The following is a 26,620-nucleotide window of genomic DNA, read 5'->3' on the forward strand; positions in this document are numbered from 1 at the left end:
CCCGGCTGCAATGAGCCAGCTGGTTGATGACTACGGATCGCCTTAAGCGATCTTGAAACGGGCGACAGACTGGCGCAATTCTTCGGCCATGTGCGAGAGTTCGCGCACCTGCTGGGCCGTCGTGCGGGTACCTTCACCGGTCTGTTCCGTCACGGCAAAAATGTGCTGGATGTTGTCGGCCACTTCGTTGGCCAGAACGGCTTCACGCGAGGTCGAGGACGAGATCTGTTCAATCAGGTCGGCCAGGCGGCGCGACACGCGGTCAATTTCCGTCAGTGCGGTACCAGCGCTGTCGGACAGTCGGGCCCCTTCCACCACACCCTGCGTGGAGCGCTCCATAGCGGCCACGGCATCCTGGGTGTCGGTCTGAATGGCTTTCACCAGCGCCGAGATCTGGCGCGTGGCATCGGCGGAACGTTCAGCCAGTCGCTGCACTTCTTCGGCCACCACCGAGAAGCCTCGACCGGCTTCACCGGCGGATGCGGCCTGGATGGCGGCGTTCAGTGCCAGCACGTTCGTCTGCTCGGTAATGTCGGAAATCAGCTCGGTGATTTCACCGATCTCCTGCGACGATTCGCCCAGGCGCTTGATCCGCTTGGAGGTGTCCTGGATCTGGTCGCGGATGGAGTTCATACCGCCGATGGCGTTCTGCACGGCCTGCAGACCGGAGTCGGCGGCTTGCAGCGATTGGCGGGCCACCGTGGCGGACTCTTGCGCCTGGGTGGACACTTCGTTGATTCGAGTCGCCATGTCCAGAACGGAGCGGCCGGTTTCGCGAATTTCACGCAGCTGCTCGGTCGAGGCGGCGAGCAGTTCGGTCGAGGTGCTGTCCACCTGGGCCGTCGTCTGTGCCACGCGGGTCGCCGTGTTCTGCACGCTGCCCACCAGTTGGCGCAGTTCTTCCACCGTGTAGTTCACCGAGTCGGCGATGGCGCCCGTGATGTCTTCGGTGACGGTGGCTTCCTGGGTCAGATCGCCTTCAGCAACCGACTGCAGTTCGTTCATCAGACGCAAAATGGCGGCCTGGTTGGCGTCGTTGACGCGCTTGGCTTCCTGCTCCTGGCGCTTGGCGTCCTTTTGCTGCGATTCGGCAGCCGTCTGGCGGCCCCGGCTGTCCAGCAGCTGGACGCGCGAAATGCCGATACCGCACAGCAGCACGAACAGGCCGGCGAGGGCCAGGGCACCGATCTGCCCGGCACCCAGGCCGGTCTGTGCGGACAGCTTGCCCTGCAGGTTTTCCAGTTGGCGGCGCAGCGGTTCGCTGTCGGCAATGATGGCGGACTGCGCTTCACGGGCGGACACCAGGCCCTGCAGGTTGCCCAGAATGGCGCTGGCCTGCGTGCGGGTCTGCTCGTACAGCTTCACAAGGGCATCGAGCTGTTCGCGGGTCTGGCCGTCCTTGGTGGCGGAAAGGCGCAGTTCGGGGCTGCCGTCCAGCAGGCCCTGTGCGATTTCCTTGAAGGAGTTCAAGTCCTTGCCCAGAAGGAACACGGCCTCGGGGCTCACGCCTTCCATGGTCTGGAACTCATTGGCGGACTTGCCGATGCGCTGGGTCAACATCACCAGCTGGCCGGCGGCCGAGATCTCGGCGGCGGGGGCGTTCTGCTGCAGCTTGAGCGAGGACACCGTTTCGGCGATTTCCAGCAGGTCGGACGACTGGCGGTTGATGGTGCGCAGAGCGTCACCCACCTGGGTCAGGATCTTTTGCTGGCCCATCACCACGCTGGCATTGCGTTCGGCGCGCTCCATCAGGGGCGTCACGGCGTCCAGATCAGGTTTGTAGGGCTCGCCCAGCGATTGCACGCCGAGCTCGTTGTCGCCAGCGGTCAGGGCGCGCACGTTGCGCGCCAGCACGCCCGAGCTTTCCACCACGTCGGGGAAGGCCTGGGGGCTACCCACCAGGGCCTGCGACACCGATTTGGCCAGGCGCTGCGACTGCATCAGGGACTGGCCGGTAGCGGCGAGCTGCTGTGCGGAACGGTCTGCCTGCTGCAGCACCCAGAAGGCGATCGCACCCAGCACCACCACGCCAATGGCCAGCAAGGCCAGCAGGCGGCGCTGGTGGCCAGCCGCCGTGGATGTACCCAGCACCGGCAGGGAGATCAGGTCTTCGTCGCTATCGGGTTCGGTGAGTTCGGGGGCATAGCCGCCGGGATCCCCCTGCACGCTGTTCATGGCATCGCTCTGGTACTCGCGCAGCGCCGCTGCTTCGAGCGAACCGGTCCCCATCAGATCCTGGCCGTCATCGGCCGCGGCGTGGCCCGCTGCGGCGTTCGGCGTGCCGGGTTTCCGGTTGAACAGTTTTCCAAATTGATTGACGACGGACATGGTGCAGCCTTACAGAAAAACTCAAGCACTGATGCTCAGGAAAGCGGGATGTTGGGACAGGATCTGCAAATTGAGCTCCTGCCAGCGCGCACCACCTGCATCGATGTAGGTGGTGCCGAAGAATGCGGGAGATTCGGGTGCGGGAGGCTCGGAGGACACGAAGGACTCCGTGCCGCGCAGGCCGGCCAGCCGGTCCACCAGCAAGGCGGCATTCACTTCGAGCACGGCATTGAACGCCAGCAGGCTGGACTCGGACAGCGCCTGCTCGGTGCGCGTGACCGTGGTGCCCAGCATGCCGGCGAGGTCGGCAACGCCGACCAGGCCGCCACGCAGGTTGGCGACACCGAGGAACCAGCTTTGCGTGTACGGCACGGGCTGGACGGTGACCCAAGGAAAAATCTCGCCCGACTGGGCGAGAGGTAGAAGGTAGTACTGTCCTGCTGTCTCGACAGCCAGCCAGGACGATACGGACAAGCCTTCCGTCCTGGCTGCCTGAAGACGGCTGGCCAGTCGGACTTGTAGCTCGCGGAGGGCTTCGCGGTTGGCCATGAACGCGCCGCTGCCTCAGTTCAGCGCGTCAATCTTGGCCTGCAGCTCGGCGGGATCCACCGGCTTGGTGATATAGCCGCGCGCGCCCTGGCGCATACCCCAGACCCGGTCGGTCTCCTGGTTCTTGCTGGTGCACATGATGATGGGCACGTCGGCGTACAGCGGATCACGGGTGATCGCACGCGTGAGCTGAAAACCGTTCTGTCCGGGCATCACCACGTCCATGAGGATCAGGTCGGGCTTGTCTTCAGCCAGGCGGCGGAAGGCTTCTTCGGCGTTCTCGGCCGTGCGCACCTGCATGCCTTTTTTCTGCAGCAGGTCGGTCAGAAACATCAACTCGGTCTTCGAATCGTCGACGACCAGAACTTTCTGGATGGGCATTACATCGCTCCTTGTTGGGCATTGCCAAATTGCTGCACGGCCTGCAGCAACTGGTCTTTGGTAAACGGTTTGGTGAGATATTCCTGGCAGCCGACCATGCGCCCGCGCGCCTTGTCGAACACGCCGTCCTTGGAGGACAGCATCACCACCGGGGTATCTGCGAATCGGGCATTGCGCTTGATGATCGCGCAGGTCTGGTACCCGTCGAGCTTGGGCATGAGAATGTCACAGAAAATCAGCTGCGGCTGGTAATCGTTCACTTTCGCCAAAGCATCAAAGCCGTCGTCTGCCAACAAGACTTCGTGCCCCCCCTGCTTGAGAAAAATCTCGGCGCTTCGGCGGATGGTATTGCTGTCATCCACCACGAGCACTTTGAAAGATGCGCCTGTTGTAGTCAATTGCTAATGCTCCCGATGGAAAAACAAACAGCGCGGCCCGAGCCGCGCATCAAATCTGAACCATCTCGAAATCTTCCTTGCGGGCGCCACACTCAGGACAGGTCCAATTCATGGGCACCTGGTCCCATGGCGTGTTGGGGGCAATGCCGTGCTCGGGCGCACCCTCTGCCTCGTCATAAATCCACCCGCAGATCAAACACATCCAAGTTTTAGAGTCGATCACAGCTTAAAGGGCCTTCACATAGAATGCAACGATTGTATCTAGTCATCTCCCCGGGCTGCAGCTTCCGTGCCACCCCCGATGCCGCCACTGGACCATGACCACATCCGCACTCCCCCCTCCCGACACCGAACACGCCGACGACGAATCTGGTGACGAAGCCAGCCCGGCCTGCGTGCTCGTTTTCAACGCCAGCGACCCCAGCGGCGCGGGCGGCCTGACGGCCGACATCACCACCATCGCATCCGTCGGCGGCCACCCCATCGCGGTGGTCACGGGGGCCTACGCGCGTGATACGGCGCAGATATTCGACCATTTCAGCTTCGACGACGAGGCCGTTTCCGAGCAGGCCCGCGCGGTGCTGGAAGACATGCCCGTGCAGGCCATCAAGGTGGGTTTCGTGGGCAGCCCCGAGAACATCAGCGCCATCGCCGAAATAACCACAGACTATGACGAAGTCCCGGTGATAGCGTACATGCCCAACCTGTCCTGGTGGACGGAAGAGCAGATCGACGAGTACCTGGACGCCTTCCGCGAGCTGTTGTTGCCGCAGACCTCAGTGTTGGTAGGAAACCACAGTACGCTGTGGCGCTGGCTTTTGCCGGACTGGAAGAGCGACCGCAGCCCCACCGCGCGCGACATTGCCCGGGCCGCTTCCGAGATGGGCGTGCCCTACACCCTGGTCACCGGCATCCCCCTGCCCGAGCAGTTCGTCGAAAACGTGCTGGCCTCGCCCCAGACGGTGCTGGGCAGCGGCAAGTTCGAGCTGTTCGACGCCACCTTCTCGGGCGCGGGCGACACCCTGTCGGCCGCACTCACGGCTCTGGTGGCCAGCGGCAACGACCTGGGCGAGGCCACCAGCGAAGCGCTGGGCTACCTGGACCGCTGCCTTGACGCCGGTTTCCGCCCCGGAATGGGGCACATCGTGCCCGACCGCATGTTCTGGGCCCAGCCCGACGATGAGGACGGGGCCGACGACGACACACCGATTGACGACACAGCAGCCATCGAAGGCTTTGTGATGCCCCCCCATGACACCAAGCACTGATCTCAACATCCCCCTGTTCGAACGCGCCAAGGCGCTCATCCCCGGCGGCGTGAACTCGCCCGTGCGGGCCTTCAAGGCCGTGGGCGGCACTCCGCGCTTCGTCAAGCGGGCCCAGGGCGCCTACTTCTGGGACGCCAACGACCAGCGCTTCATCGACTACATCGGCTCCTGGGGGCCGATGATCCTGGGCCACGGCCACCCGGCCGTGCTCGAAGCGGTGCAGAAGGCGGCGCTCGAAGGCTTCAGCTTCGGCGCCCCCACCGAACGCGAAGTGGAACTGGCCGAGGCCATCATCGGCCTGGTGCCCTCGATGGAGATGATTCGCCTGGTCAGCTCGGGCACCGAAGCGGGCATGAGCGCCATCCGCCTGGCGCGCGGCGCCACCGGCCGCAGCAAGATCATCAAGTTCAACGGCTGCTACCACGGCCATGCCGATGCCCTGCTGGTCAAGGCCGGCTCGGGCCTGGCCACCTTCGGCAACGCCACCAGCGCGGGCGTGCCCCCTGAAGTGGTGCAGCACACCCTGGTGCTCGAATACAACGACATCGCCCAGCTGGAGGAGGCCTTTGCCCTGCATGGCAAGGAGCTGGCCTGCCTGATGATCGAGCCGATTGCCGGCAACATGAACTTCGTGCGCGCGAGCGTCCCCTTCATGCAGCGCTGCCGCGAGCTGTGCACCGAATATGGCGCGCTGCTGGTGCTGGACGAGGTGATGACCGGTTTCCGCGTGGGCCTGACCAGCGCCCAGGGCGTGTATGCCAAGGACATTCCAGGCTTCAAGCCTGACCTGACCGTGCTGGGCAAGGTGATCGGCGGCGGCATGCCGCTGGCGGCCTTCGGCGGGCCGCGCGCCATCATGGAGCACCTGGCGCCCATCGGCGCCGTGTACCAGGCGGGCACCCTGTCGGGCAACCCGGTGGCCACGGCCTGCGGCCTGGCCACGCTGCGCGAAATCACCAAGCCCGGCTTCTTCGACGCCCTGTCGGCACGCACCCAGTCACTGGTGGATGGCCTCAAGGCCGCCGCCGCGGCCGAGGGCGTGCCCTTCAGCGCCGACTGTGAGGGCGGCATGTTCGGCTTCTTCTTGCTGCCCAGCCTGCCCCAGAGCTACCCCCAGGTGCTCACCACCGACAGTGCGCGCTTCAACCAGCTGTTCCATGGGCTGCTGGACCGCGGTATCTATATAGCGCCAGCGCTGTATGAGGCCGGCTTCGTGAGCGCCGCCCACAGTGCGGACGACATCGACGCCACGGTGGCTGCCGCGCGCGAAGTGTTCAAGACATTGGCGAAGTAGGCATCTAGAGAAGCCCGCGCAGCTCGCGCGCGGCCTCCTGCAACAGCGGCAGCATCTCCCGCTGCAGGCTGCCCTCGTCCAGTTGCCTGGGCGAGGCCACCACGTTGAGCGCCGCCACGGTCTGCCCCTGCAGGTTGCGCAGCGGCACGGCCAGGGCGTGCACGCCCAGCTCGTGCTCCTCTACCGCCAGACACCAGTCGTCGCGCCGCGCACGCGCGATGGCCTGGCGCAGCGGCCCTACCTGGGTGAGTGTGTGGGGCGTGAGCCGCTGCAGCGTGGCCCCCTTGAGCCAGGCCGTGAGCGCCGCCGCCGGCAGTGCCGCCAGCAGCACCCGCCCGGTGGACGTGGGGTGGGCCGGCAGCCGCGCCCCCAGGTGCAGGCCGTAGGCCAGCACGCGCGAGGGCGCCCCATACACCCCGCTGCGCGCCACGATCACCACCTCGCTGCCGTCGAGCACCACGGCCGAAAAGGATTGCTGCGTCTGCGCGGCCAGCCGGTTCAGCGTGGGCTGCAGCACGCGCGGCAGCCGGGCCGATGCCAGGTAGCTGCCCGAAAAGCGCAGCACCTTGGGCGCCAGCCAGAAGTAGCTGCCATCACTTTCCAGATAACCCAGGTGCGCCAGCGTGAGCAGGTGCCGCCGCGCCGCCGCCCGCGTGAGCCCCGTGCGCTGCGCCGCCAGCGAGGCATTGAGGCGCTGGCGCTCGGTGTCGAAGCTCTCCAGCACGGCCATGCCCTTGGCCATGCCCTCGATGAAGTCGGCCTTGGCGATGGGGGTGGATGCGGGGGTGGGAGGGGTGTTCATGGGGCGGGCGCCATGGAGCGGGATGGCCAAGCGCGCAGTGATTGCGCGATGATCGCACAAAGCATCTGCACATCGCACGCAACCGGCCGGGAGGCACCCCGCGTTGACCTGCGTCAACCTACGCTTGGGCCATGCCTTCGAGCCGGTGCTCGGGGCCTTCCTTCCCCAGCTTTGCGAGGTTCATCCATGCGTACCCAGGTTGCCATCATCGGCGCCGGCCCGGCCGGTCTGCTGCTCGGCCAGTTGCTGCACACATCCGGCATCGACGCCGTCATCATCGAGCAGCGCAGCGCCGACTACGTGCTCGGCCGCATCCGCGCCGGCGTGCTCGAACAGGTCACCATGGACCTGCTGGAGAAAGCCGGCGTGAGCGCCCGCGCCCATGCACAGGGCCTGCCGCACGACGGCATCGAGCTGTTGTTCAAGGGCCAGCGCCACCGCATCGACCTGCATGCGCTCAGCGGCGGCAGCCGCGTGACGGTGTACGGCCAGACCGAGGTCACGCACGACCTGATGGATGCGCGCTCCGCTGCGGGCCTGGTCACCGTATATGAAGCCGGCAACGTCCGCGTGCACGACTTCGACGGTGGCAAGCCCCGTGTGACCTATGAGAAGGATGGCCAGGCGCACGAGATCACCTGCGACTTCATCGCCGGCTGCGACGGCTACCACGGCGTGTGCCGCGCCAGCGTGCCCGAGGGCGCGCTCAAGACCTATGAACGCGTCTACCCCTTCGGCTGGCTGGGCGTGCTGGCCGATGTGCCGCCGGTTTCGCACGAGCTGATCTACGCCAACACCGAGCGCGGCTTTGCGCTGTGCAGCATGCGCAGCACCACGCGCAGCCGCTACTACCTGCAGGTGCCCGACACCGACAAGCTGGAGAACTGGAGCATCGACCAGTTCTGGGCCGAACTGGGCAATCGGCTGGACCCCGAGGCGCGCGCGAACCTGGTGACCGGCCCGGCGCTGGAGATGAGCATCGCGCCGCTGCGCAGCTTCGTGGCCGAGCCCATGCGCTTTGGCCGCCTGTTCCTGGCCGGCGACGCGGCCCACATCGTGCCGCCCACGGGTGCCAAGGGCCTGAACCTGGCGGCCAGCGACGTGGGTTACCTGTGGAACGCCTTCGCCGATCATTACGGCGACAAGTCGGATGCCGGCATCGATACCTACTCCGACCGCTGCCTGCGCCGCGTGTGGCGCGCCGAACGCTTCTCGTGGTGGTTCACCTCGCTGATGCACCGTTTTCCGGACACCGGCGAGTTCGGCCAGAAGATGCAGGAGGCCGAGCTCGACTACCTGGTCCACTCGCGCGCCGCATCCACCGCGCTGGCCGAGAACTATGTGGGGCTGCCGATGGATTTCGGGGCGCAGGCAACAACGTCGGCACACGGGCGCTGACAACGGGGTGGCCGTTCATCGGTCCGTCACACCGCCATGCGAGCCTTGGCGGATACACAACGGACCGCTCCACCATGAACCGCCCTCCCCGAACCCCACGCCCGCTGACCAATCTGCTGCAGGGCAATGCACCCGAGAACGATGCCCCAGCCGATCCCGCCCATGCCAGCCGCCGCAGCTTTGTGCGCCAGTTGGCGCTCGGTGCTGCAGCACTGGGCACCCTGCCCCTGGCGGCCTGCGGCGGCAGCGACGATGCACCGGAGGTGCGCTTTGCGCATGGCGTGGCCAGCGGCGATCCCCTGAGCGACCGCGTCATCCTGTGGACGCGCGTCACGCCGCCCGCCAACCACAGCGCCGACATCCCCGTGCGCTGGGAAGTGGCAAGCGACTCCGCTTTTGCCACCCTGGTGGCCCAGGGCACGGCATCCGCCACGGCGGCCCGCGACTTCACGGTGAAGGTTGATGCCACCGGCCTCAGGCCTGCCACCCCGTACTACTACCGCTTCATGGCCTATGCCGCCACCTCGGCCACGGCGCGCACGCGCACCCTGCCGACCGGCAGCGTGTCCCAGGTGCGCCTGGCCGTGTTCTCCTGCGCCAACTACCCTGCCGGCTACTTCAACGTGTATGCAGAGGCGGCACGCCGCAATGACCTGGACGCGACCGTGCACCTGGGCGACTACGTGTACGAATATGCCCGGGGCGGCTACGCGTCCGCCAATGCCGAGCAACTGGGCCGCCTCTCCCAGCCTGTGGGTGAAATCCTGTCACTGGCCGACTACCGCACGCGCCACGCCCAGTACAAGACCGATGCCGATCTGCAGGCCCTGCATGCCGCCGCCCCCATGATCGCCGTGTGGGACGACCACGAGATCGCCAACGACACCTGGGCCAATGGCGCCGAGAACCACCAGAGCGCGACCGAAGGCAGCTTTGCCGCGCGCAAGGCCGTGGCGATGCAGGCCTACCACGAGTGGATGCCCACCCGCAACGCGCAGCCCGAACTGATCTACCGCAGCTTTGCCTTCGGCGACCTGGTGGCCCTGCACATGCTCGACACCCGCGTGATCGGGCGCGACGAGCAGGCCGACTACAGCCGCTTCTTCACGGCCAGCGGCTTCGATGCCGCGGGCTTCACCGCTGCCGTGGGCGCCCCCACGCGCCAGCTCATGGGCAGCACACAGACCCAGTGGCTGCAGCAGCAGATGGCCGCATCGTCCGCCACCTGGCAGGTGCTGGGCCAGCAGGTGCTGATGGGCCGCATGAACATCCCTGCCCCCATCCTCATCGACACCCTGCAGCCTGGGGCCGGGGTGAGCGTGTCCCAGTACGCGGCCATCGTGGCCAAGGCGCAGGCGGCACCCGCCACGCTGACAGCGACCGAAAAGGGCGTGCTGGCCCAGCCCTCCATCCCCTACAACCTCGATGCATGGGACGGCTACCAAGCCGCGCGCGAAACCGTGCTGGGCATGGCGCGCGGCTTGAACAAGAACCTGGTGGTGCTGTCGGGCGACACGCACAACGCCTGGGCCAACGAGCTGGCCGACCTGGGCGGCAATGCCGTGGGCGTGGAGTTCGCCACCTCGTCCGTCACCTCTCCTGGGTTCGAGGACTACCTGCCCAAGGAAAACCCGGCCGTGCTGGCCGGCGCACTGCAGCAACTGATCTCGCCGCTCAAATACTGCGACACCTCGCGCCGCGGCTACATGCTGCTTACCGCCACGGCCACCGAGTGCCGCGCCGACTGGGTCTACGTGAACACCATCACCAGCCGCAGCTACATCGCCAGCACGGACAAGTCACTCAAGGTGGTGGCCGGCACCGCCGGGCGCGGCCGCATCGTGGCGGTCTGAACGAACCGGACCAGGAAAGAAAAAGGCGGCCGAGGCCGCCTTTCTTGTGCGCCAATGCCACCGCTGGCGGCGGCATCGCAACCGGATCAATGCCGGAAGTGGCGCACGCCGCTGAACACCATGGACACGCCGCGCTCGTTCGCAGCGTCGATGACTTCGTTGTCGCGCATCGAGCCGCCGGGCTGGATCACGCAGGTGGCACCGGCATCGACCACGACATCCAGGCCATCGCGGAAGGGGAAGAACGCGTCGCTGGCCACCACGGTGCCCTGCAGGCTCAGACTGGCATGGCCGGCCTTGATGCTGGCGATGCGGGCCGAGTCGAGGCGGCTCATCTGGCCGGCCCCCACGCCCATGGTCATGCCACCCTTGCAGAAGACGATGGCATTGCTCTTGACGTACTTGGCCACTTTCCAGGCGAACAGCAGGTCTTCCATCTCTTCGAGCGTAGGCTGCTTCTTGGTCACGACCTTGAGGTCGATCAGCGACAGCTCCTGGTTGTCGGCGGTCTGCAGCAGCAGGCCCGAACCGATGCGCTTGGCATCCATGGCGTTGCGGCCACGCTGCCAGTCGGTGGTGCCGCCGTGGGCGGGCAGTGCGATCTTGAGCAGGCGCACATTGGCCTTGGCCTTGAAGACTTCGAGCGCCTCGGCCGTGAAGTCCGGGGCCATCAGCACTTCGACGAACTGCTTGGAGATCTGCTGCGCTGCCTTGCCGTCCACCGGGCGGTTGAAGGCGATGATGCCGCCGAAGGCGCTGGTGGGGTCCGTCTGGAAGGCCTTGCCGTAGCTGTCCAGCGCGTCCAGGCCCACGGCCACGCCGCAGGGGTTGGCGTGCTTGACGATAACGCAGGCCGGCGCCTCGAAGCTCTTGACGCATTCCCAGGCGGCATCGGCGTCGGCGATGTTGTTGTACGACAGCTCCTTGCCCTGCAGTTGCACCCCGGTGACCAGCGAGCCGGGCGCGGGGTGCAGGTCGCGGTACAGCGCGGCCTGCTGGTGGGCGTTCTCGCCGTAGCGCAGGTCCTGCACCTTGGTGAAGATGCCGTTGCTCTGGCCGGCGAACTGGGCACGCGCGGGCACGTAGGTTTCGGACAGCTTGTCTTCCTCGAAGCTGACGGACGAGAGGTAGTCGCTGATCGCGCCGTCGTACTGGGCAATGCGGTTGAATGCCGCCACCGACAGCGCAAAGCGCAGCTTGTCCGAGAGCTTGCCCGAGGCCTTGAGTTCTTCGAGCACGGCGGGGTACTGCGAGGCATCGGTCAGCACGCCCACGTCCTTCCAGTTCTTGGCGGCGCTGCGCACCATGGCGGGGCCGCCTATGTCGATGTTCTCGATGGCGTCGGCCAGCGTGCAGCCGGCCTTGGCCACGGTGGACTCGAAGGGGTAGAGGTTGACCACCAGCAGGTCGATGGTGTCGATGCCATGCGCCTTGAGCGCGGCCATGTGCTCGGGCAGCTCGCGGCGCGCCAGCAGGCCGCCGTGTACCTTGGGGTGCAGGGTCTTCACGCGGCCGTCGAGCATTTCGGGGAACTGGGTGACCTCGGCCACTTCGGTTACGGGCAGGCCCTTGTCGGCCAGCAGCTTGGCGGTGCCCCCGGTGGACAGCAGCTTGATGCCCAGGGCGTGCAGCGCCTGGGCAAATTCAACAATGCCGGTTTTGTCGGAGACGGAAAGAAGTGCGTTCATGGCAGGTCGGTAAAGGAGTTTGGAATCGGGTGGGGTGCAGTTGCCGGCAACTGCACTGCGGTAGTGGGAAGCGCCAGCGTTGCCCGGCGCAACGGGGCATCAGATCAGCTTGTGTTCCACCAGCTTCTTGCGCAGGGTGTTGCGGTTCAGGCCCAGCCATTCAGCAGCGCGCGACTGGTTGTTGTCGGCCTGCTGCATCACGACTTCCAGCAGCGGCCTTTCGACCACGCGCACCAGCATGTCGTACATGCCATCGGGCGTCTCTCCGCCCAGGTCGCGAAAGTAGCCCTGCAGGCTCTCGCGCACGCATTCTTCAATATGTTTCTTGCTCATGCAGCCAATCCCTCTTGTTCTTCGCTGGGGTCTGCGTCGGCAGCCAGTGTGCTGGCGGCGGGAAAGCGGTCCATCTGCTGCGCCAGGGCATCCAGATAGTCCGCCACCGCCTGCCACTGGGCCGCGCAGTCCTCTATGGTGTTGATGTGTTGTCGAAAGGCTTCGCCGCCCGGCATGGAGCGCAGGTACCAGGCAATGTGCTTGCGCGCACTGCGCACCCCGGTCAGCTCGCCATACAGGCGGTAGTGGTCGTGCAGATGCTCGAGCAGCAGGCGCCGTACCTCGGCCACCAGCGGTGGCGCCAGGTGTTCGCCCGTGGCGAGAAAATGCCCGATCTCGCGGAAGATCCACGGTCGTCCTTGTGCCGCGCGGCCGATCATGATCGCATCGGCCCCCGTGGCGGCCAGCACCTCGCGCGCTTTCTCGGGCGAAGTGATGTCGCCATTGGCCACCACCGGTACGCGCACCGCCGCCTTCACGGCGGCGATGGTGTCGTACTCGGCATGGCCCTTGTAGCCCTGCTCGCGCGTGCGTCCATGCACCGTGAGCATCTGGATCCCCACGGCCTCAAACTGGCGCGCCAGCGCGACGGCGTTCTTGTGCTCCTGGCACCAGCCGGTGCGCATCTTGAGCGTGACGGGCACCTGGTGCGGCGCACAGGCCTCGACCACCGCCTGCGCGATGGACACGGCCAGCGCCTCGTCCTGCATCAGGGCTGAGCCGGCCCACTTGTTGCACACCTTCTTGGCCGGACAGCCCATGTTGATGTCGATGATCTGCGCACCGCGCTCCACGTTGTAGACCGCAGCCTCGGCCATCATCTGCGCCTCGGTGCCGGCGATCTGCACCGCGATCGGCCCCGGCTCCCCTTCATGGTTGGCCCGGCGCGAGGTCTTGAGGCTGTTCCACAAGTCCTTGCGCGAGGTCACCATTTCACTCACGGCATAGCCCGCCCCCAGTTCCTTGCACAGCTGGCGAAACGGCCGGTCCGTGACGCCCGCCATGGGGGCGACGAACAAGCGGTTCGCCAAAGGAATGTGGCCGATGTGCATGGGAAGGATGGGGGTGCGCCGAAGCTGCGAATGCTGAAAAAGGAGGCAGGATTGTACCTGCTCAAAATTTCAGCAAATGAAATCTGCGCGACTTTTACAGCCCGCCTGTGCTGCTGCGCAACAGTGCCGCTGCGCACCCCTCCGGTGATGCCTTGTCAGCGCGCCGCGAGGTCGGTATCGCTGGCCTGTACCGGCATGCCGCGCTGGGCATAGTGCCACCAGGCGCCGGGCAGGTTATCGAACTGGTGGTGCGCCATCAAAGCGCGCAGCCATTGGCGGTTGTGGTGCACGTCCGGCGAGAGGTTCTGCGTGGCAGAGCTCAGCACCCCGGAAGGCGTGCCCATGTCCACCTCGCCTCCATCGGCCAGAGGCCCGCGCACCACCTTGCTGGCACGCATGCCGTCGACCACGATGACCTGCACCACCCAGGCACCTGTCTGGAGATCGCACCGGGCCTTGAGCGCCATCCCTTGGGCCTTGAGGCCGTCTTGCGCAGAGCGCAGGGCCGCCGGTTGGCCATTGGCGCCGCAGCCGCGCTCCTGCACCACGCTGATCGCGCCCGATGGCAACGCAGCCACTGGCTGGGGCACGGCCGCCTGGGGGCTTTGCACGCATGCGGCCAGCAGCGCCGCCGCTGCCAGCGATAGCCAGGGGCTGCGGTGGGTTGCGGTGGTGGTGTGGTGGGTGCTGTGCATGGGGGCCTCCTGCTTGAGCGGTAGCGTCCATGAACGATACAAACAGACCTCGCCACGGGCCATGCGCGGATGGCGCGCACCGGTGTAGGACGGAGCCTTCACCCGGCTTTTCGTGCGCGGGGTGCCCCTAAACTCCGGTGCATGGAAATATGGATGCACCAGCTGATGCAGTGGCTGGCCCTGCCGCAGTTCGGCCTGAGCACCGTCTTCGTGGTCTCGTTCATCTCGGCGACACTGCTGCCGCTGGGTTCGGAGCCGGCCGTTTTTGGCCTCATCAAGCTCAACCCGGAGATGTACTGGCCCGCCATCCTGGTGGCCACGGTGGGCAACACCCTGGGCGGCGGGGTCAGTTGGTGGATGGGCCTCGGGGCCCACAAGGCCGTGGACAAGGCCCGTGGGCACACAACCAATGTGCGTGCGCTGGCGTGGCTGGAACGCTTTGGCGCCCGCGCCTGCCTGCTCAGCTGGCTGCCCGTGGTGGGCGACCCGCTGTGCGCCGTGGCCGGCTGGCTCAAGCTGCCGTTCTGGCCGTGCCTGGCCTACATGGCGGTGGGCAAGTTCATGCGCTACATGGTAATGACCACCGTGTTGCTGCACTTCATGCCGGGGCAGATCGGCACCTGATCGCTCAGAAGGGGTGAAGGAATCCGGCGGGCCGAGCAGGCCGTCAAAACGCGTGCGATCTAGGCGCAAAGCACAGCCATAGCTCGGGCTATGGCGAGCATTTGCAACGACGAGCGCGCGCGTTTTGGCGGGATGAGCGGGTATGCCGGGTTCGTTCGCACCTTCTCAGGGTGCGGGCGTACCCAGGAAATCCTTCTCGGTGCCCAGGGGCGCGATGGACGAATCACCCTTGGAGACGGGCTCCTCCACCACCACCTGGTTGCGCCCGCCTTCCTTGGCCATGTACATGGCGGTGTCGGCGCGCGAGAAGAATTCGAGCACCGACTCGCCCAGGATGTACTGTGTGACACCGATGGACACCGACACGCGGCTCTTGAGCACATCGGTCCAGGGATGCGATTCGACGTGCGAGCGGATGCGCTCGCAGGTATTGAGCGCCGGCAGCAGCGAGGTGCCCGGGAAGATCAGCAGAAACTCCTCGCCGCCGTAGCGCCCGAAGATGTCGCCCGCACGCACGTTGTCCTGCGCCACGCGCGAGAAGGTGCGCAGCACCTCGTCGCCACCCAGGTGGCCGAGCTCGTCGTTGATGCGCTTGAAGTGGTCCAGGTCGATGACCGCCAGGCACAGCGGGATGCCGCTTTCATCGGCGAGCTGCTTTTGCTCTTCGAGAGCCGCCACCGTGTAGCGCCGGTTGAAGCAGCCCACCAGCGTGTCGCGCTGCGCATCCTGCTGGATGTTGCGGATCTTGCGGCTGGCGCGGTGCAGCACACGGTGCAGCTTCTGCACCTTGCCGATCAGCAGGATGACGGCCGGCAGCGCGAACGCCAGCGACAGCCAGTGCGCAAGCTCCAGCCGCAGCAGCGCGTCGTTGGACTGCTCTGCGTAGTGCACCGCGATCACCACCGCATAGCCCAGCAGCAGCAGGGCCGCCAGGGCAATGAGCGCACGGCCCGAGACGCGGTACATGGAATAGGCCACGACGACAAAGGCGAACGGCGCCATCAGGATCTGCATGATGGGGTCGAGGTAGCAGATGAGCAGCAGGCCGCCATAGGCCACAGCGGCAATGGGCAGCTTGAGCTGCTTTTCCTTGAAGCGATGGTGCAGGCCCAGTGCAAAAACCATGGCGAACACCGGCACGAACACGGCCACCAGCGCCAGGGCCACGAACACGGTGCGCGTCTGCACCAGGCCCATCGCATGGAACACCAGCATCGCCACGAAATACAAGGCAATCAGGCCACTGGCGATCCACCAGCGGCGGGCAGTGGCCAGATCGCGTGGCTGGCCGGCCGCATCCATTTCCCTGCGCGAAGGGTGGTGATGGATCGCCGTCTCGTCGCTGGAGTCATCGAACTCCAGGATGGCGTCCGTCAGCGGAAAGGCGTCCGTGTTGGCAAACAGCGGCTTCTTGCGTCCGAAGAGCGTCGAGAAAGGGGAGGTGGCGCCCATGGTGGTCTGTGCACTTGGTTGGAAACGTTCGTTTTTTCAGTCAATGGACAGCCAGCAGGGCCTCGCCCGCACAAACATGGCGCACACGCCCAGTCGAGGGCCCCGATCATGGGACCCGGTATTTTAGGTACAGCCTATCGCTATTGCCCCCGTGTTTTCCAGTAGCCACCCCCATCAGCGCCCTGCCGCCACGGCGGCGGAGCCTGCCCGCAGTTGCCACCAGCCCTCCAGGCTGTAGACGAGCAATGCAGCCCAGATAAGCACGAAGCCTGCCAGCCGGGACGGCTGCAGGGGCTCATGGAACAGCCAGACGCCCAGCGCGAACTGCAGGCTGGGCGAGATGTACTGCAGGATGCCCAGCGTCGCCAGGGGCAGCCGGCGGGCACCGGCAGCGAACAGCAGCAGCGGGATGGCCGTGAGCGGCCCCGCCAGCGCCAGCCAGCCAACCGAGGCGGCATCGCCCTGCACCAGCACGCCCTGCCCTTGCCAGGCCCACCAGGCCATGGCGCCGAAGGCCAGCGGCGCGAGCATCAGCGTCTCCAGGGTCAGCCCTTCCAGCGCACCCAGGGGCGCCAGCTTGCGCAGCAGGCCATAGACACCAAAAGTGAGCGCCAACACCAGCGCAATCCACGGCAGCCTGCCGGTCTGCACCGTGAGCCACAGCACACCGGCAGCCGCCACGGCCAGCGCCAGCCACTGCCCGCGCCGGGGCCGCTCGTGCAAAAAGAAGAAACCCATGGCCACGTTCACCAGCGGCAGGATGAAGTAGCCCAGGCTGGCGTCCACCACATGCTGGTTCTGCACCGCCCACACATAGGTCAGCCAGTTGGACGAGAGCAGCAGCGCCGACAGCCCGAAGGCCAGCACCACCCGGGGCTGGCGCAGCAGCGCCGGCAGCCAGGCCCACTGCCGGCGCAGGCCCAGCACCACCAGCAGGAACATGAGCGCCCAGGCGGTGCGGTGCACCACCACTTCGAGCGCCGGCACATCGGCCACCTGGCGAAAGTACAGGGGCAAGAGGCCCCAGGCGACATAGGCCAGGCTGGCGTAGAGGATTCCGGTGTTCATGGGTCCATCAGGGCATCGGCACACGGCGCATCGCCGGGGGCACATGAAAAAAATCCCTGCAAGGCACGGGGCACTGCAGGGATGCGGGGCAGGAGCAAGGGCGCCTGCCGGGGAATCTGCCAGGGGTCAGACGTTGACCCTGCACCCCTACGTAAATTTGTATGGACACCTGCTTAAGCCATTGAATTAATTTAACTTGTTTGCATTTTCGCGCCGTCCATATGGACACAAAAAAAGTTTTGGTAGTGTTGCTTCAAGACAACTTCAACAAAAGGTTTACAGCCCGGCTGCGCTTTCCGTTCTAAATTTCAGCACCCTCAACTTGAGGCCTCACAACGGAATCGCAGCACCACAACCGCTGCAGTTGGGTAAGCACTGAGGACACCGCATCTACACTTTACGTTCGCGCGGCCAGAGCTGTTCAACATCGCGTTGGACTATGTCGAACATTTCTGCGGCCGCGTTAGGCGACGCGGAGCTCGCATAGGTGAGTACTAGCAATGTGAGGGGATGGATTTGCATCACCGATGCGATCTGCTCCAGTTTGCCTAACGTTGGGCTCTTGAGGCCACGCTCCACGGTGCTCATGTAGGTACGGCTGGAAACCAAGCTGAAATCCTCCTGGCTAAGCGCACGCACGTCCCGAATAGCCTTGATTGCGCGAGGAAGGCTGTTGGTGACGCGGCGCTTGGAGGACATTCCTCCGATTACCGCCAAATGAACACTATAGGACTACAATCTATAGTGTTCATTTGAAAGCAGCTTTTTCGAGGGTTGCGCATGGGCAGGGGGCGACGCTTGACGTTCTTCTGGAGCGGTTCTCGCCCGCTTTTCACGAACACGCGTAGTGTGATGTCGCTGCGCTCTTCACCGAGGGAGTGAGACCGCGATGCGCCTGGACAGTCTGGATTTGATCGACGACACGGCCCCGCTGGTCGCCGAAGTGAACCTCCCGCGCTTCGTAGCCAAGTTTCCGAGAAGTGATGAAGAGCTTTGGGTGGCCGACGTGGAAGTGAGCCGAAGCGAGTCTTTGATCCAGCGTTTTGAGGCGATTTTTTTCGTAGAGGGATCCGGGCTGGTCAGCATCTTTGGCATCGGCTCTCCCGACGGTTATCCCCATGGCCTGGCATCCGATCTTGCACTTGAGCAACAGGCGTTCATTACGTTTCTGCGAGGAGAGAACGCGCGCATGGAACGTGCCGTAGGTCAGGTTTTGCGGATCTTCAGTACTCACCTTTATTACAGTGAACTGACGGTGACGAAGGCCTATCTTGCAGCCCGCGACAGCAGCCTGGATGCGGGTGTTGGGTACCACGACCCCGAGTCGGGGGCGTATGTCACGCATTTAGTAGAGACAGATCACTCCGAACGTGAATGTTCGACGCACACGTCGAAATAGGGTTGGGGTCAGGTTGCACGCTGGCACTCCCGGATAGAACCCAATGGGCGCTCGACAATTTTCGAGTGCGATTCGCCGAGATGAGTGACTCGGCGCGTAGTCGCACCACTTGCAGGTGACCCATGCACCAGATAGCAGTACCGTAGTGAATTCTTGCACCCAAAAAGAGTGAATTGGCTTCGCGGCTACTTCGGCATTCGGCCAACATCGTACTTCTGCTATCTCATACTGAAATGTCCAGCAAAGGGACCATCTAATGACCTACGAAGTCGAATCCCCCAACAGCCCGATGGGATGCCCTCGATGCGATTGGTTGGGCACTCGCGTCGATGTTGGCGAAGAGGGGAAATGCCCTATGTGCAGAAGCGGCGTCAATCCTCTAAAGCAGAAGGGCTTAGACAGTTTGCGCCTTCACTATCGACAGCTTTTGAAGGTAGGATATAGAACAGATTGGACCATCGACCAGAGAACAGCCGAGCAACATCGAATCGAAAATTTCTTCGAAAGCATCGGGAGTCCGCTATGAGCATTTGCGACTTGGAGTCAAAATTTCCTTTCATCTTCCCCAGATGTCACCCAACCGGAGGTCCAGGTTGGCTATCAATTCTCGAGACGCTTTTGATTCAACTGCAAGCTCGCGCAGATGGTGGAGGGGTGCAGGCCCGCGCGCATATCGCTCGCGAAAAGTGGGGTCGCTTAACTCTGCGTTTTAGCCCACTTGACCCCGCCGACGCGGCGATTGTTGCGCACACTGAAAGCCTCTCACTCCAAACCTGTGAACTGTGCGGAGCGCCTGGCAAACTCATTCAAGAGGCGTGGCACCGCACGAGATGCGAGGTTCACACAGACTGCCGACCTAACTGGCCCACTTCTGCGCGTTGAAAATGTCGAGCTCACTCGTGCTTGAAGGTCTTAGCAGGCTGAAGAAATACTGTTTTCGGATCTGAAATTTGTTCGATTCGAGGGTGCCTTACCCCTTGCCAGCGTCAGGAAAGTCGCTTGTAGCGCGTTCTACGAGGTCGAAGATTTTTGGGAAACGCCGGCCGGGAGGTATTTCTTCAGCCTGTTAGGAAGTCTATTGCAACCTACCGTTATGTGGACGCGATCTACGTTGTGGTTGACACACTTCCCGAGCCCTACCAAAGCAGCTTTTGGTCATTTCTGCGAGGTTCGGCGATTCCCATAGCAGACGGCAAAAACAAGTACGCATACGTTCAAGACTTTGAACGCTGGATCGACTCCATATCAGCGGAGGACTGATGTAGTATTTGGGTCAGTATCTAGTGTTTAACGGACCGATAAATTTATGCCGAACTATAAAGAACTTCTCGCGCAACGCCAAAACCTCGACGCTCAAATCGAGGCTTTGCGGAAGACAGAAAGTCAAGACGCAACCTGTGCCGCCCTCCCACCTTGCCCGAGTAGGTCTTGGGGATGTGAATCAGAAGCAAGCATCCGAATCCGTGGAAGCTCTTGCCATAGCAAGAGCTGAAGTGGATGCCCGCATTGAAGCAGGTAGGCAGAAATAACTCTTTGCAGCTTGAATGCTTCGGTCGTTGGTGGACAGGCGGCGCCATATGAGTTGAACGGCTGGACCGGCATGGCTGGACACACAGATCAGCTCGGGCGTGAAGGCGATTCCAGCGCGGCTGGCACCACCATCGTGCTGCCCGGCACAGGTAGCACGCCAGTGGAGCCGAGCATCGCTGTCCACGGCCAATCCCTGCAGATCCAGGCCCTGCCGGTACGCAGCTCAAGACCACCCAGGTCCACGACCAGGCCGTGCTGATTTTTGTCACGTGCCGGGCTCGGCGTCGATAACTAGCCCACTGCACGCCAGCCTATGGCGCTGGCAGGCGATGTTACGGCGGTGCGGGCACGCGCAGCGATGCGCAGTCGCTGGCCGTTGCGATCGTGTCCGGCTCGCTGGTACCGCCTGCGGGGATCCCTGCCCGAGTTGGGCGGCAAGAGCCTGCGAGCGGGTGAGCGGCTGCAGGTCGATGCCGCCAGCAAGCTGGTTGGCATCACGCTGGTCTCAGTCAAGGGCGACGGCTGGTGCTCGCCAACTTGCCGGCCGCACTCTCCAGTGGCAAGTGTTTGCCCGAATCGGCGATGCGGTGGCCCGCTGTTGCCGGTCCAGCCTTCTACCGTGGATACACGCTTGCCTGATGCCAGGTCGTTTTCCCCCTGTTGATCGTTCGATTGCCGAGTTACGTGCGAGCGGGGCCTAGGCTTCTCTCTGCCAGCGGCAGGATCCTCGTTGCCCAGCGCTGCAGACCACAGCGGGCTTCGCCATTCGAACCAACTGCCATAAAAAGTTGGAGGTTCTTTCGTGCAACTGATACCCTTATTACAAATATTGACTTGGGTTGGCTTCGGCGATGTTCGCCGTTGCTGTGCCGGGTCGAACGGGAGGGTGAAATGGCATTCAGTGATAGAGCCAGCCACACGATGGTCTTGCGGGCTTGCGGCGCAGCGCAGCGCGATATCGTTCGCCGACCAATGAACGCCCTTTCAACTTTCTCCCGCCAAGTAGCCGCAGCGAGTCTCGCGTCCATGCTCATGGGTTCATTTGCCCAGACGCCACCGCTTTCTCGTGCGATCACGGCATCAGCGCCTAGCACTTCAGCATCTACTCCCGCTACGAAGGCGGATTCCGAGAAGGTTTTCTTCCGACTTGCAACCGCCATTATTCCGGCAGGCAAAGTGCAATTGTCAGGCGGGGTGACAGTGAGCGTCGGCGACTGGCCAGCCCTAGCCATCGCGCAGATTCCGGTGGGCTCTGGTATGGCGTCCTGCACAGCGACCTTCGTGGGACCTACCGTGATGCTGACCGCGGCTCACTGCGTTGATGCAGCTCTCTCACCAAAACCTCGCGAGCTGTGGGTGGAGGTTGATGGGCGCAAGCTTCTGTTTAACTGCACGATCAGTCCTGCGTATCTTCAGCATCCGCCTCGGATCACGTCCCCACGCGGAAGCGAGGACTACGCACTCTGTATCTGGCGGGGGAAGGACCCCCTTCCGGCATCCCTCAAAGCGCTCACCATTGAGGTAGTTGAAGTCACCCAGACTCTTGTGAAGGACGACAAGGTGCTGATGGTTGGCTACGGCTGCACAGACCTCAAGGTTGTCAACGAGGAGTTCAGTTGGAAGTCGTCCGACAAGACCTTGCGCATCGGCGACCAGCAGGTTGAGAGGGCGCCGAAGTACGACCCAGCTCAGCCCGCCTATGCACGATTGCGCTCCGTCCGAGGTGAGGAGCCTGCGCTGTGTCCGGGCGATTCCGGCGGGCCAATGTTTTCCGGCGCCACGACGACGAACCCTCGTGCCAAGCGGCGTATTCGCGCGGTGAACTCCTCTATCAACATGGAGAAGGTCGTTGGCGGCTACGACATCCTGTCGTTCGTCTCTTCGACCTCGACCATCACCTTCGACACCTGGGCTCGAGAGTGGTTGAAGGACGAGGAAAAGCTCAAGCCGGCCATCGCCCCAACCATCTGCGGCGTGAACAAGAAGGCAGGGGACTATCCATGCAGGCAATGACTTTCCGCAACCTCAGCAGAGTACTTGGTCTAGCGCTTATCAGCGTTTGCGCGACTACGCACGCTCAACAGGAAGAGGCAGTGGTAGTGCTTCGGGCGGTGGGGCCGCATGTGCCCGACGCAACCGTGGCTGCTATCGCGAAAAATGCTGCCCCGTTTGATGTCGGCGAAGGAATGCGCGCGCAGCTCGCAAAGATGCCTTTGGAGGCGGCCATCGCCAAGGTGTGCGGAAGCTACCGGGATGCATACTTCGAAGCCCTCTCGGCGGCCAATAGCTCCATGGCCTTAAGCAAAGGACTGGTACTTGGAGACCTCGCCACCACTATTGTATTTCCAGCGTGCCTGTACGTTGAGCGCAGCGACGTTGGCATCAAGCGCGAGGTAACACCAGACGAGAACAAGAAGAAGATCTACACGGAATTGACCGGTGGCGATGGCATGCCATCAGTGCTGAAGAAGTTCTTCGGCGCGACCGCTAATCGGGTAAATACGGGTGATGCGAAGAAGTTCGTTTATGGAGCTCACCGAACTGCGCCTGTTGCGCTTACACCAGTCAACATGTCACCGGAGAAGTTCAAAGCCATCGTGGGGCAATCCGTGCAAGATAAGGCGCCAAACGTTTCGGTGTCGGCATTTGTTCGGGTACCACTACCGCAGCAAGGGAAAATCATTATTGGGGGAACGGTAGCAGCCGCAGAGACCAAGTGTCGCAAGCCATCTGGAGCCCAATTCGACGCCAAAGAGGTGGCCGCCTTCTATCGTTTTGCGGACGACCGCCGAAACCAAGTCGAGCCATTGCCCCCGAACGGACAGACATCCATAACGATTGTCGACAACGGCTTCATGGGCGCGGACCCGAGCAAAGGGTTGGAAGTCGCGTTCGACGGTAGTCCCTTCAATCGCCGATATTTTGATGTCAACCCCAAAACCACGGTCGCGCGGTCATATGTGATCTCAAGCGGCGAGGAGCTTCGTCCGGTCAGTTTCGACGCTGAAGCGGCACCCGACGCAATCCGCGGCCACGGAACACACGTGACAGGACTCGCTTTAGGCGGGCCGAGCTTCAACTATTTTCTGAACCAGTGGCCGGTTGCAGTGAGCACGTGGGCCTCGGTGAATATCTTAAACGTTGCAAATGGCAATGAGCACTTGATTGGTGGGGCATACCACTCCCTGTCATCGCTGATTCCAACGGACAAGCGTCGACACATCATCAACATGAGCCTCACTCACGATGGTCGTGTCGACAACGATGCTGGCGAGGGCTATCGCGCTCTCTTCAAGAGGTTCGACGACAGCCTGTTCGTGGTCGCCGCAGGGAACAGCCACAGTGATGTGACAGAGCTCAAGGCCTATCCGGCTTCATTGGGTGGTCTCATGGCTAAGAATGTCATCAGTGTGGCAGCTCTAGATGGTGATGGTGGGCTGGCTCCGTTTTCTAATAAGAGCGGCAAGTCGGTAGACATGGCCGCACCCGGTTGCGAAATCGACTCTTGGATATCCAATCAGCCAGCGCCGGTTGCGCTTAGCGGGACGTCCCAAGCCGCCCCCGCCATCACGTTCGGAGGGTCACTGCTTTGGTCCCTTGACACATCCGCCTCCGCAGCGGCGGTAAAGCAAAGGTTTATCGTCTCCGGCGACCTCATGGATAACGTCGATGACCTCAAGCGACTTGCCTACGGCGTTCGCCTCAACATCCCCAAGGCTCTTCTTTGGTTCCAAGACTACATTGAGGTCACAGGCGAGGAACGCGGCCGCTACGTTGGAGAAGCGCTGAAGCTCTCTGGCGCCAGATGCGAGGAGGCCGATCACAGTAATGAAGATCCGCTGCCCGACGTCTGGGCAATCAAGCGAAGCAAGACCGCTGACCGCTTGTTCACGGGTCGGCTGAATTCCAACTTGGATCAGCCGTGCCCGCTGGCTGGGAACACAGATGGCCAGATTGTCTTTGAAGCCAGTTGGATGCTCACGCCCACCGGCTTCGTTGAGCTGAAGCCTCGGAAAATCCTGTCTAAACCGTTGGAAGAGGTGGCGGAGCTGATCGTCCGCCCAGAGTCTCGTTCGAACTAAAGAGGGAGCATTTGATGAAAAGACGACTTCTGCTGGCTACCGGCGGCGCCATCTTAGGCGGCCTGCCGCTACAGGGCTGTTCAACCGCACCTGCCACCGGTCCAACGGCGCCAAAGGGAACAGGGCTTGTGGACATTCACTGTCACCTCTTCAACAGCAGCGACTTGCCGACAGTGAGGTTTATCAAGATCGTCGTTCTGGAACACTACCCCAAGGACGCCATCAAGACGCTCTCAATCGAAGACCCCGATGCGCTGGACGGGTTGATTGCCCTCTTCACCTGGATCGTGGGGCGCACGAAAGCCCCGTCGGCTGAGGACGAGATAAAGGCCCTTAAGGGCGAACAGATCAACATGGTCAACTCCGACGACAAGGTCAACGAGTCGGCCGTCATAAATGCCATCGCGGAGTTCGCCGCATCTGGCGCGATGGGCGTCTCTGACACTCCCGAGGACAGAGGCATCAAGAAGGTGCGTCGCGCGCTACTACGTGCCGCAGGCGACACATCAGTTTCGGTCATGAGCGGCCCAATTCCAGACGACGGCGCAAAACTCGTGGCTGAACGGGCCTACAAGTCCAAGGTTGACTTGGGCCTGCTACTTCGGTGGTTTGGTTTGTTTACTCGCTACCGCTACATTCTGGCGGAGAAGCTGGCCGCCGACCATGCACGCCAAGGCTTCTCGCCTTTGCTGCTCTGCCCGGCCATCGTCGACTACGACAACTGGCTCGGCGAGCATGTTGAGACCTCCCCGATTCCTCTCCAAGTGGAGGTTATGGGGCGCGTTGCGCTGCGGAAGAAGGGACCGGCTGTTCACGGGTATGTCGGCTTCGACCCCCTTCGCCAGGTGCTGTTCGACAAAGGCATCCGCAAGGACTACGACCCGCTGCAGGTCGTCGTGGATGCGATCCGTCTGCACGGCTTTGTTGGCGTCAAGTTGTATCCACCCATGGGTTTCAGAGCCACTGGCAACGAGTTGGCCACGTGCCAAAGGTACCCTGACACCAAGACGTTTCAACAGCTGCTCAACGGGCAGCCTGTCGACCAATCGACGGCGAAGTGCGAGGTTCGCCCAGAGGATGGCTCGCGCCAGATTGGCGCGTCGCTTGATAAGGCCATGGGCCGCCTGTTCGACGCTTGCGTACGCGAGGGCGGGAGCGTCATCGCCCACGCCAACAACAGCAACAGCGGCGGAAATGACTACTCCAAGCGCGCAGATCCGGAGTTCTGGCTACCAGTCTTCCGTAAATGGCCCACGCTGAGGGTCTGCTTGGCCCACTTCGGGCACTTCGCGTCCACGTCGGACTCCGAGAAAGGCAAGCCTCTGCCTGAGTCCAGTTGGGAATGGACGCTGGGCCGTCACTTGAAAGCGAATCCGATGGCGCCAGTGTTCGGCGACATCAGTTACCTCTCCGAGCTTTTCGGCCGAACTGATGCGGATCTGTCGGCATACACGGTGACCTTGAAGCGGTGGATGTCTGAGTTCGACCCCGACTGTCAGCACCTAATGTTCGGAACCGATTGGACGATGCTCGGCCTTGACAAGTCCTACGACATCTTTTCGGGTAGCGTGTACGAGTACTTCCGGACCAGAGTATTCACCGGCGGCGACGGAAAGGACGCAGAGCGGCTCAAGCGCCTGTTTTCGGGCAATGCAGCAAAGTTCCTCAGCCTAAGGGCGGGTGACCCGGGGCGAAAGCGTCTGGAGGCCTTCTACGTGAAAAACGGTCTTCCAGCCTCTCGCTTGCCCCTCTTGGAATAGCCCCATGGCAGCCTCCAACGGACGGCCACAGGGCTTAGTGGGTCACTTCTGGATGGAAATCAACATTCCGTTGTAAAGGCTGCTATAGGCTGGGTGCTGCCGCCCGGAAGTGCGACCTCGCACGTCTGCTGCAGCCAGGGCCCGACATTGACGTCGATAGGCGAGCCATCCAGGGATGCCCACTTGGCTTCGTAGGGCGGGCAGATGCGCGCGCTGCGCGGCAACGTCACGATTTTCAATCTTGGCACGCGTGCTTGGGGACCGATCTAGCCTAGCAGGCGGCTCTGTTCCCGCAACGAATGGGGGGTTGCCGGTCGAATAAAAGTAAGCGTCCAGCGAAGACATCTTGACTGCGTCCGGGAGCGACCGCAGGTTTTGAGAGGCAACTTACCGGCGTTAGATCACAGAGTGCTTTAACCCACGATCGGATCGCAACGTTGTCACCTATGTGGTGCAGACGCACTTTGCCCGTGCTGGTGTGCCCGTGCCTCATTAACTGGAAGTAGGCGAAAATACCCTGGCGCCGGTCGGTTCACCGCTGCCGCGCCCAATTTGCACCCCACAGGTACGTGAGGTTTTCCCGGAGAATTCCACGGATCTGGGACGAATGTTGGCGACTTCTGTCGTCGAGCTTCGGCACCCGTACGCATCACCCAGTCCACTTTT

22 protein-coding genes are annotated in these 26,620 nt (G+C 63.1%); 9 read left to right on the forward strand and 13 right to left on the reverse strand.

The genetic code is table 11. The annotated features are described in order from the left end of the window. Positions 1-42: 42 nt before the first annotated feature. From ACSQ3Y_RS28975 to ACSQ3Y_RS28995, 5 genes are read right to left on the reverse strand one after another with little or no spacing between them, the layout of a single operon-like run. A complete protein-coding gene (locus ACSQ3Y_RS28975) occupies positions 43-2,328 on the reverse strand; it encodes a methyl-accepting chemotaxis protein (RefSeq protein ID WP_436179675.1) in 2,286 nt (761 codons plus the stop codon). A gap of 21 nt (positions 2,329-2,349) precedes the next feature. Further along, complete coding sequence (locus ACSQ3Y_RS28980; protein WP_057201746.1) at positions 2,350-2,877, reverse strand: chemotaxis protein CheW; 528 nt, start codon at positions 2,875-2,877, stop codon at positions 2,350-2,352. Positions 2,878-2,892: 15 nt separating this feature from the next. Then, the gene (locus tag ACSQ3Y_RS28985; RefSeq protein WP_007853160.1) at positions 2,893-3,258 is read right to left on the reverse strand and encodes a response regulator; all 366 of its coding nucleotides are present in this window, start codon (positions 3,256-3,258) and stop codon (positions 2,893-2,895) included. Continuing rightward, the gene (locus ACSQ3Y_RS28990; RefSeq protein ID WP_034692846.1) at positions 3,258-3,656 is read right to left on the reverse strand and encodes a response regulator; all 399 of its coding nucleotides are present in this window, start codon (positions 3,654-3,656) and stop codon (positions 3,258-3,260) included. The genes ACSQ3Y_RS28985 and ACSQ3Y_RS28990 overlap by 1 nt, the downstream gene beginning before the upstream one ends. Before the next feature lie 49 nt (positions 3,657-3,705). After that, positions 3,706-3,879, reverse strand: a complete 174-nt coding sequence (locus ACSQ3Y_RS28995) for a rubredoxin (RefSeq protein ID WP_082604130.1) — start codon at positions 3,877-3,879, stop codon at positions 3,706-3,708. Positions 3,880-3,973: 94 nt separating this feature from the next. On the opposite strand from ACSQ3Y_RS28995, the gene thiD reads away from it, so the two are divergent. Continuing rightward, positions 3,974-4,924 (forward strand): bifunctional hydroxymethylpyrimidine kinase/phosphomethylpyrimidine kinase, encoded by a 951-nt coding sequence (thiD, locus tag ACSQ3Y_RS29000; RefSeq protein WP_436179676.1) that lies wholly within the window; start codon positions 3,974-3,976, stop codon positions 4,922-4,924. After that, positions 4,908-6,218 (forward strand): glutamate-1-semialdehyde 2,1-aminomutase, encoded by a 1,311-nt coding sequence (hemL, locus tag ACSQ3Y_RS29005; protein ID WP_436179677.1) that lies wholly within the window; start codon positions 4,908-4,910, stop codon positions 6,216-6,218. The genes thiD and hemL overlap by 17 nt, the downstream gene beginning before the upstream one ends. A 4-nt stretch (positions 6,219-6,222) precedes the next feature. Here the strand turns inward: hemL and ACSQ3Y_RS29010 are convergent, their stop codons facing one another. Continuing rightward, positions 6,223-7,020, reverse strand: a complete 798-nt coding sequence (locus ACSQ3Y_RS29010) for an IclR family transcriptional regulator domain-containing protein (RefSeq protein ID WP_436179678.1) — start codon at positions 7,018-7,020, stop codon at positions 6,223-6,225. A 186-nt stretch (positions 7,021-7,206) separates the two neighbouring features. On the opposite strand from ACSQ3Y_RS29010, the gene pobA reads away from it, so the two are divergent. After that, the gene (gene pobA, locus ACSQ3Y_RS29015; protein WP_057201742.1) at positions 7,207-8,418 is read left to right on the forward strand and encodes a 4-hydroxybenzoate 3-monooxygenase; all 1,212 of its coding nucleotides are present in this window, start codon (positions 7,207-7,209) and stop codon (positions 8,416-8,418) included. A 74-nt stretch (positions 8,419-8,492) separates the two neighbouring features. After that, positions 8,493-10,271, forward strand: a complete 1,779-nt coding sequence (locus ACSQ3Y_RS29020; RefSeq protein WP_428003543.1) for an alkaline phosphatase D family protein — start codon at positions 8,493-8,495, stop codon at positions 10,269-10,271. Between the two features lie 86 nt (positions 10,272-10,357). Here the strand turns inward: ACSQ3Y_RS29020 and purH are convergent, their stop codons facing one another. From purH to ACSQ3Y_RS29040, 4 genes are all read right to left on the reverse strand, one after another. Next, positions 10,358-11,959: a bifunctional phosphoribosylaminoimidazolecarboxamide formyltransferase/IMP cyclohydrolase gene (gene purH, locus ACSQ3Y_RS29025; protein ID WP_428003542.1), complete on the reverse strand. Its 1,602-nt coding sequence runs from the start codon at positions 11,957-11,959 to the stop codon at positions 10,358-10,360. Between the two features lie 99 nt (positions 11,960-12,058). Then, the gene (locus ACSQ3Y_RS29030) at positions 12,059-12,292 is read right to left on the reverse strand and encodes a Fis family transcriptional regulator (RefSeq protein ID WP_057201739.1); all 234 of its coding nucleotides are present in this window, start codon (positions 12,290-12,292) and stop codon (positions 12,059-12,061) included. Then, positions 12,289-13,344, reverse strand: a complete 1,056-nt coding sequence (dusB, locus tag ACSQ3Y_RS29035; protein WP_057201738.1) for a tRNA dihydrouridine synthase DusB — start codon at positions 13,342-13,344, stop codon at positions 12,289-12,291. Before dusB ends, ACSQ3Y_RS29030 begins: the two co-directional genes overlap by 4 nt. A gap of 155 nt (positions 13,345-13,499) precedes the next feature. Next, entirely contained in the window at positions 13,500-14,039 is a 540-nt protein-coding gene (locus ACSQ3Y_RS29040) for a M15 family metallopeptidase (protein WP_428003541.1), read from the reverse strand. Between the two features lie 153 nt (positions 14,040-14,192). Here ACSQ3Y_RS29040 and ACSQ3Y_RS29045 point away from each other — a divergent pair, with 153 nt between their 5' ends. Next, positions 14,193-14,663: a YqaA family protein gene (locus ACSQ3Y_RS29045; protein ID WP_200961103.1), complete on the forward strand. Its 471-nt coding sequence runs from the start codon at positions 14,193-14,195 to the stop codon at positions 14,661-14,663. Positions 14,664-14,828: 165 nt separating this feature from the next. On the opposite strand, the gene ACSQ3Y_RS29050 is transcribed toward ACSQ3Y_RS29045, so the two are convergent. The 3 genes from ACSQ3Y_RS29050 to ACSQ3Y_RS29060 all read right to left on the reverse strand — a co-directional run bounded on the left by ACSQ3Y_RS29050 (position 14,829) and on the right by ACSQ3Y_RS29060 (position 17,882). Continuing rightward, positions 14,829-16,115, reverse strand: a complete 1,287-nt coding sequence (locus ACSQ3Y_RS29050; protein ID WP_436179679.1) for a GGDEF domain-containing protein — start codon at positions 16,113-16,115, stop codon at positions 14,829-14,831. A gap of 174 nt (positions 16,116-16,289) precedes the next feature. Continuing rightward, a complete protein-coding gene (rarD, locus tag ACSQ3Y_RS29055) occupies positions 16,290-17,183 on the reverse strand; it encodes an EamA family transporter RarD (RefSeq protein WP_436179680.1) in 894 nt (297 codons plus the stop codon). A 390-nt stretch (positions 17,184-17,573) separates the two neighbouring features. Further along, entirely contained in the window at positions 17,574-17,882 is a 309-nt protein-coding gene (locus ACSQ3Y_RS29060) for a helix-turn-helix domain-containing protein (RefSeq protein ID WP_110535728.1), read from the reverse strand. Positions 17,883-18,072: 190 nt separating this feature from the next. On the opposite strand from ACSQ3Y_RS29060, the gene ACSQ3Y_RS29065 reads away from it, so the two are divergent. The 4 genes from ACSQ3Y_RS29065 (at position 18,073) to ACSQ3Y_RS29080 (ending at position 25,954) form a co-directional block, all read left to right on the forward strand. Continuing rightward, entirely contained in the window at positions 18,073-18,582 is a 510-nt protein-coding gene (locus ACSQ3Y_RS29065) for a hypothetical protein (RefSeq protein WP_110535242.1), read from the forward strand. 2,562 nt (positions 18,583-21,144) lie between these two features. Next, positions 21,145-22,125 carry a trypsin-like serine peptidase gene (locus ACSQ3Y_RS29070; RefSeq protein ID WP_436179681.1) on the forward strand — a complete coding sequence of 327 codons (981 nt, stop codon included), beginning with the start codon at positions 21,145-21,147 and terminating at the stop codon, positions 22,123-22,125. After that, on the forward strand, positions 22,113-24,194 hold the full coding sequence (locus ACSQ3Y_RS29075; protein ID WP_436179682.1) for a S8 family serine peptidase: 2,082 nt from the start codon (positions 22,113-22,115) through the stop codon (positions 24,192-24,194). Before ACSQ3Y_RS29070 ends, ACSQ3Y_RS29075 begins: the two co-directional genes overlap by 13 nt. Before the next feature lie 14 nt (positions 24,195-24,208). Beyond that, entirely contained in the window at positions 24,209-25,954 is a 1,746-nt protein-coding gene (locus tag ACSQ3Y_RS29080; protein ID WP_436179683.1) for an amidohydrolase family protein, read from the forward strand. Positions 25,955-26,620: the final 666 nt, after the last annotated feature.

Source organism: Acidovorax sp. LjRoot66 (assembly GCF_964253305.1).
Classification (GTDB): Bacteria; Pseudomonadota; Gammaproteobacteria; order Burkholderiales; family Burkholderiaceae_C; genus Acidovorax.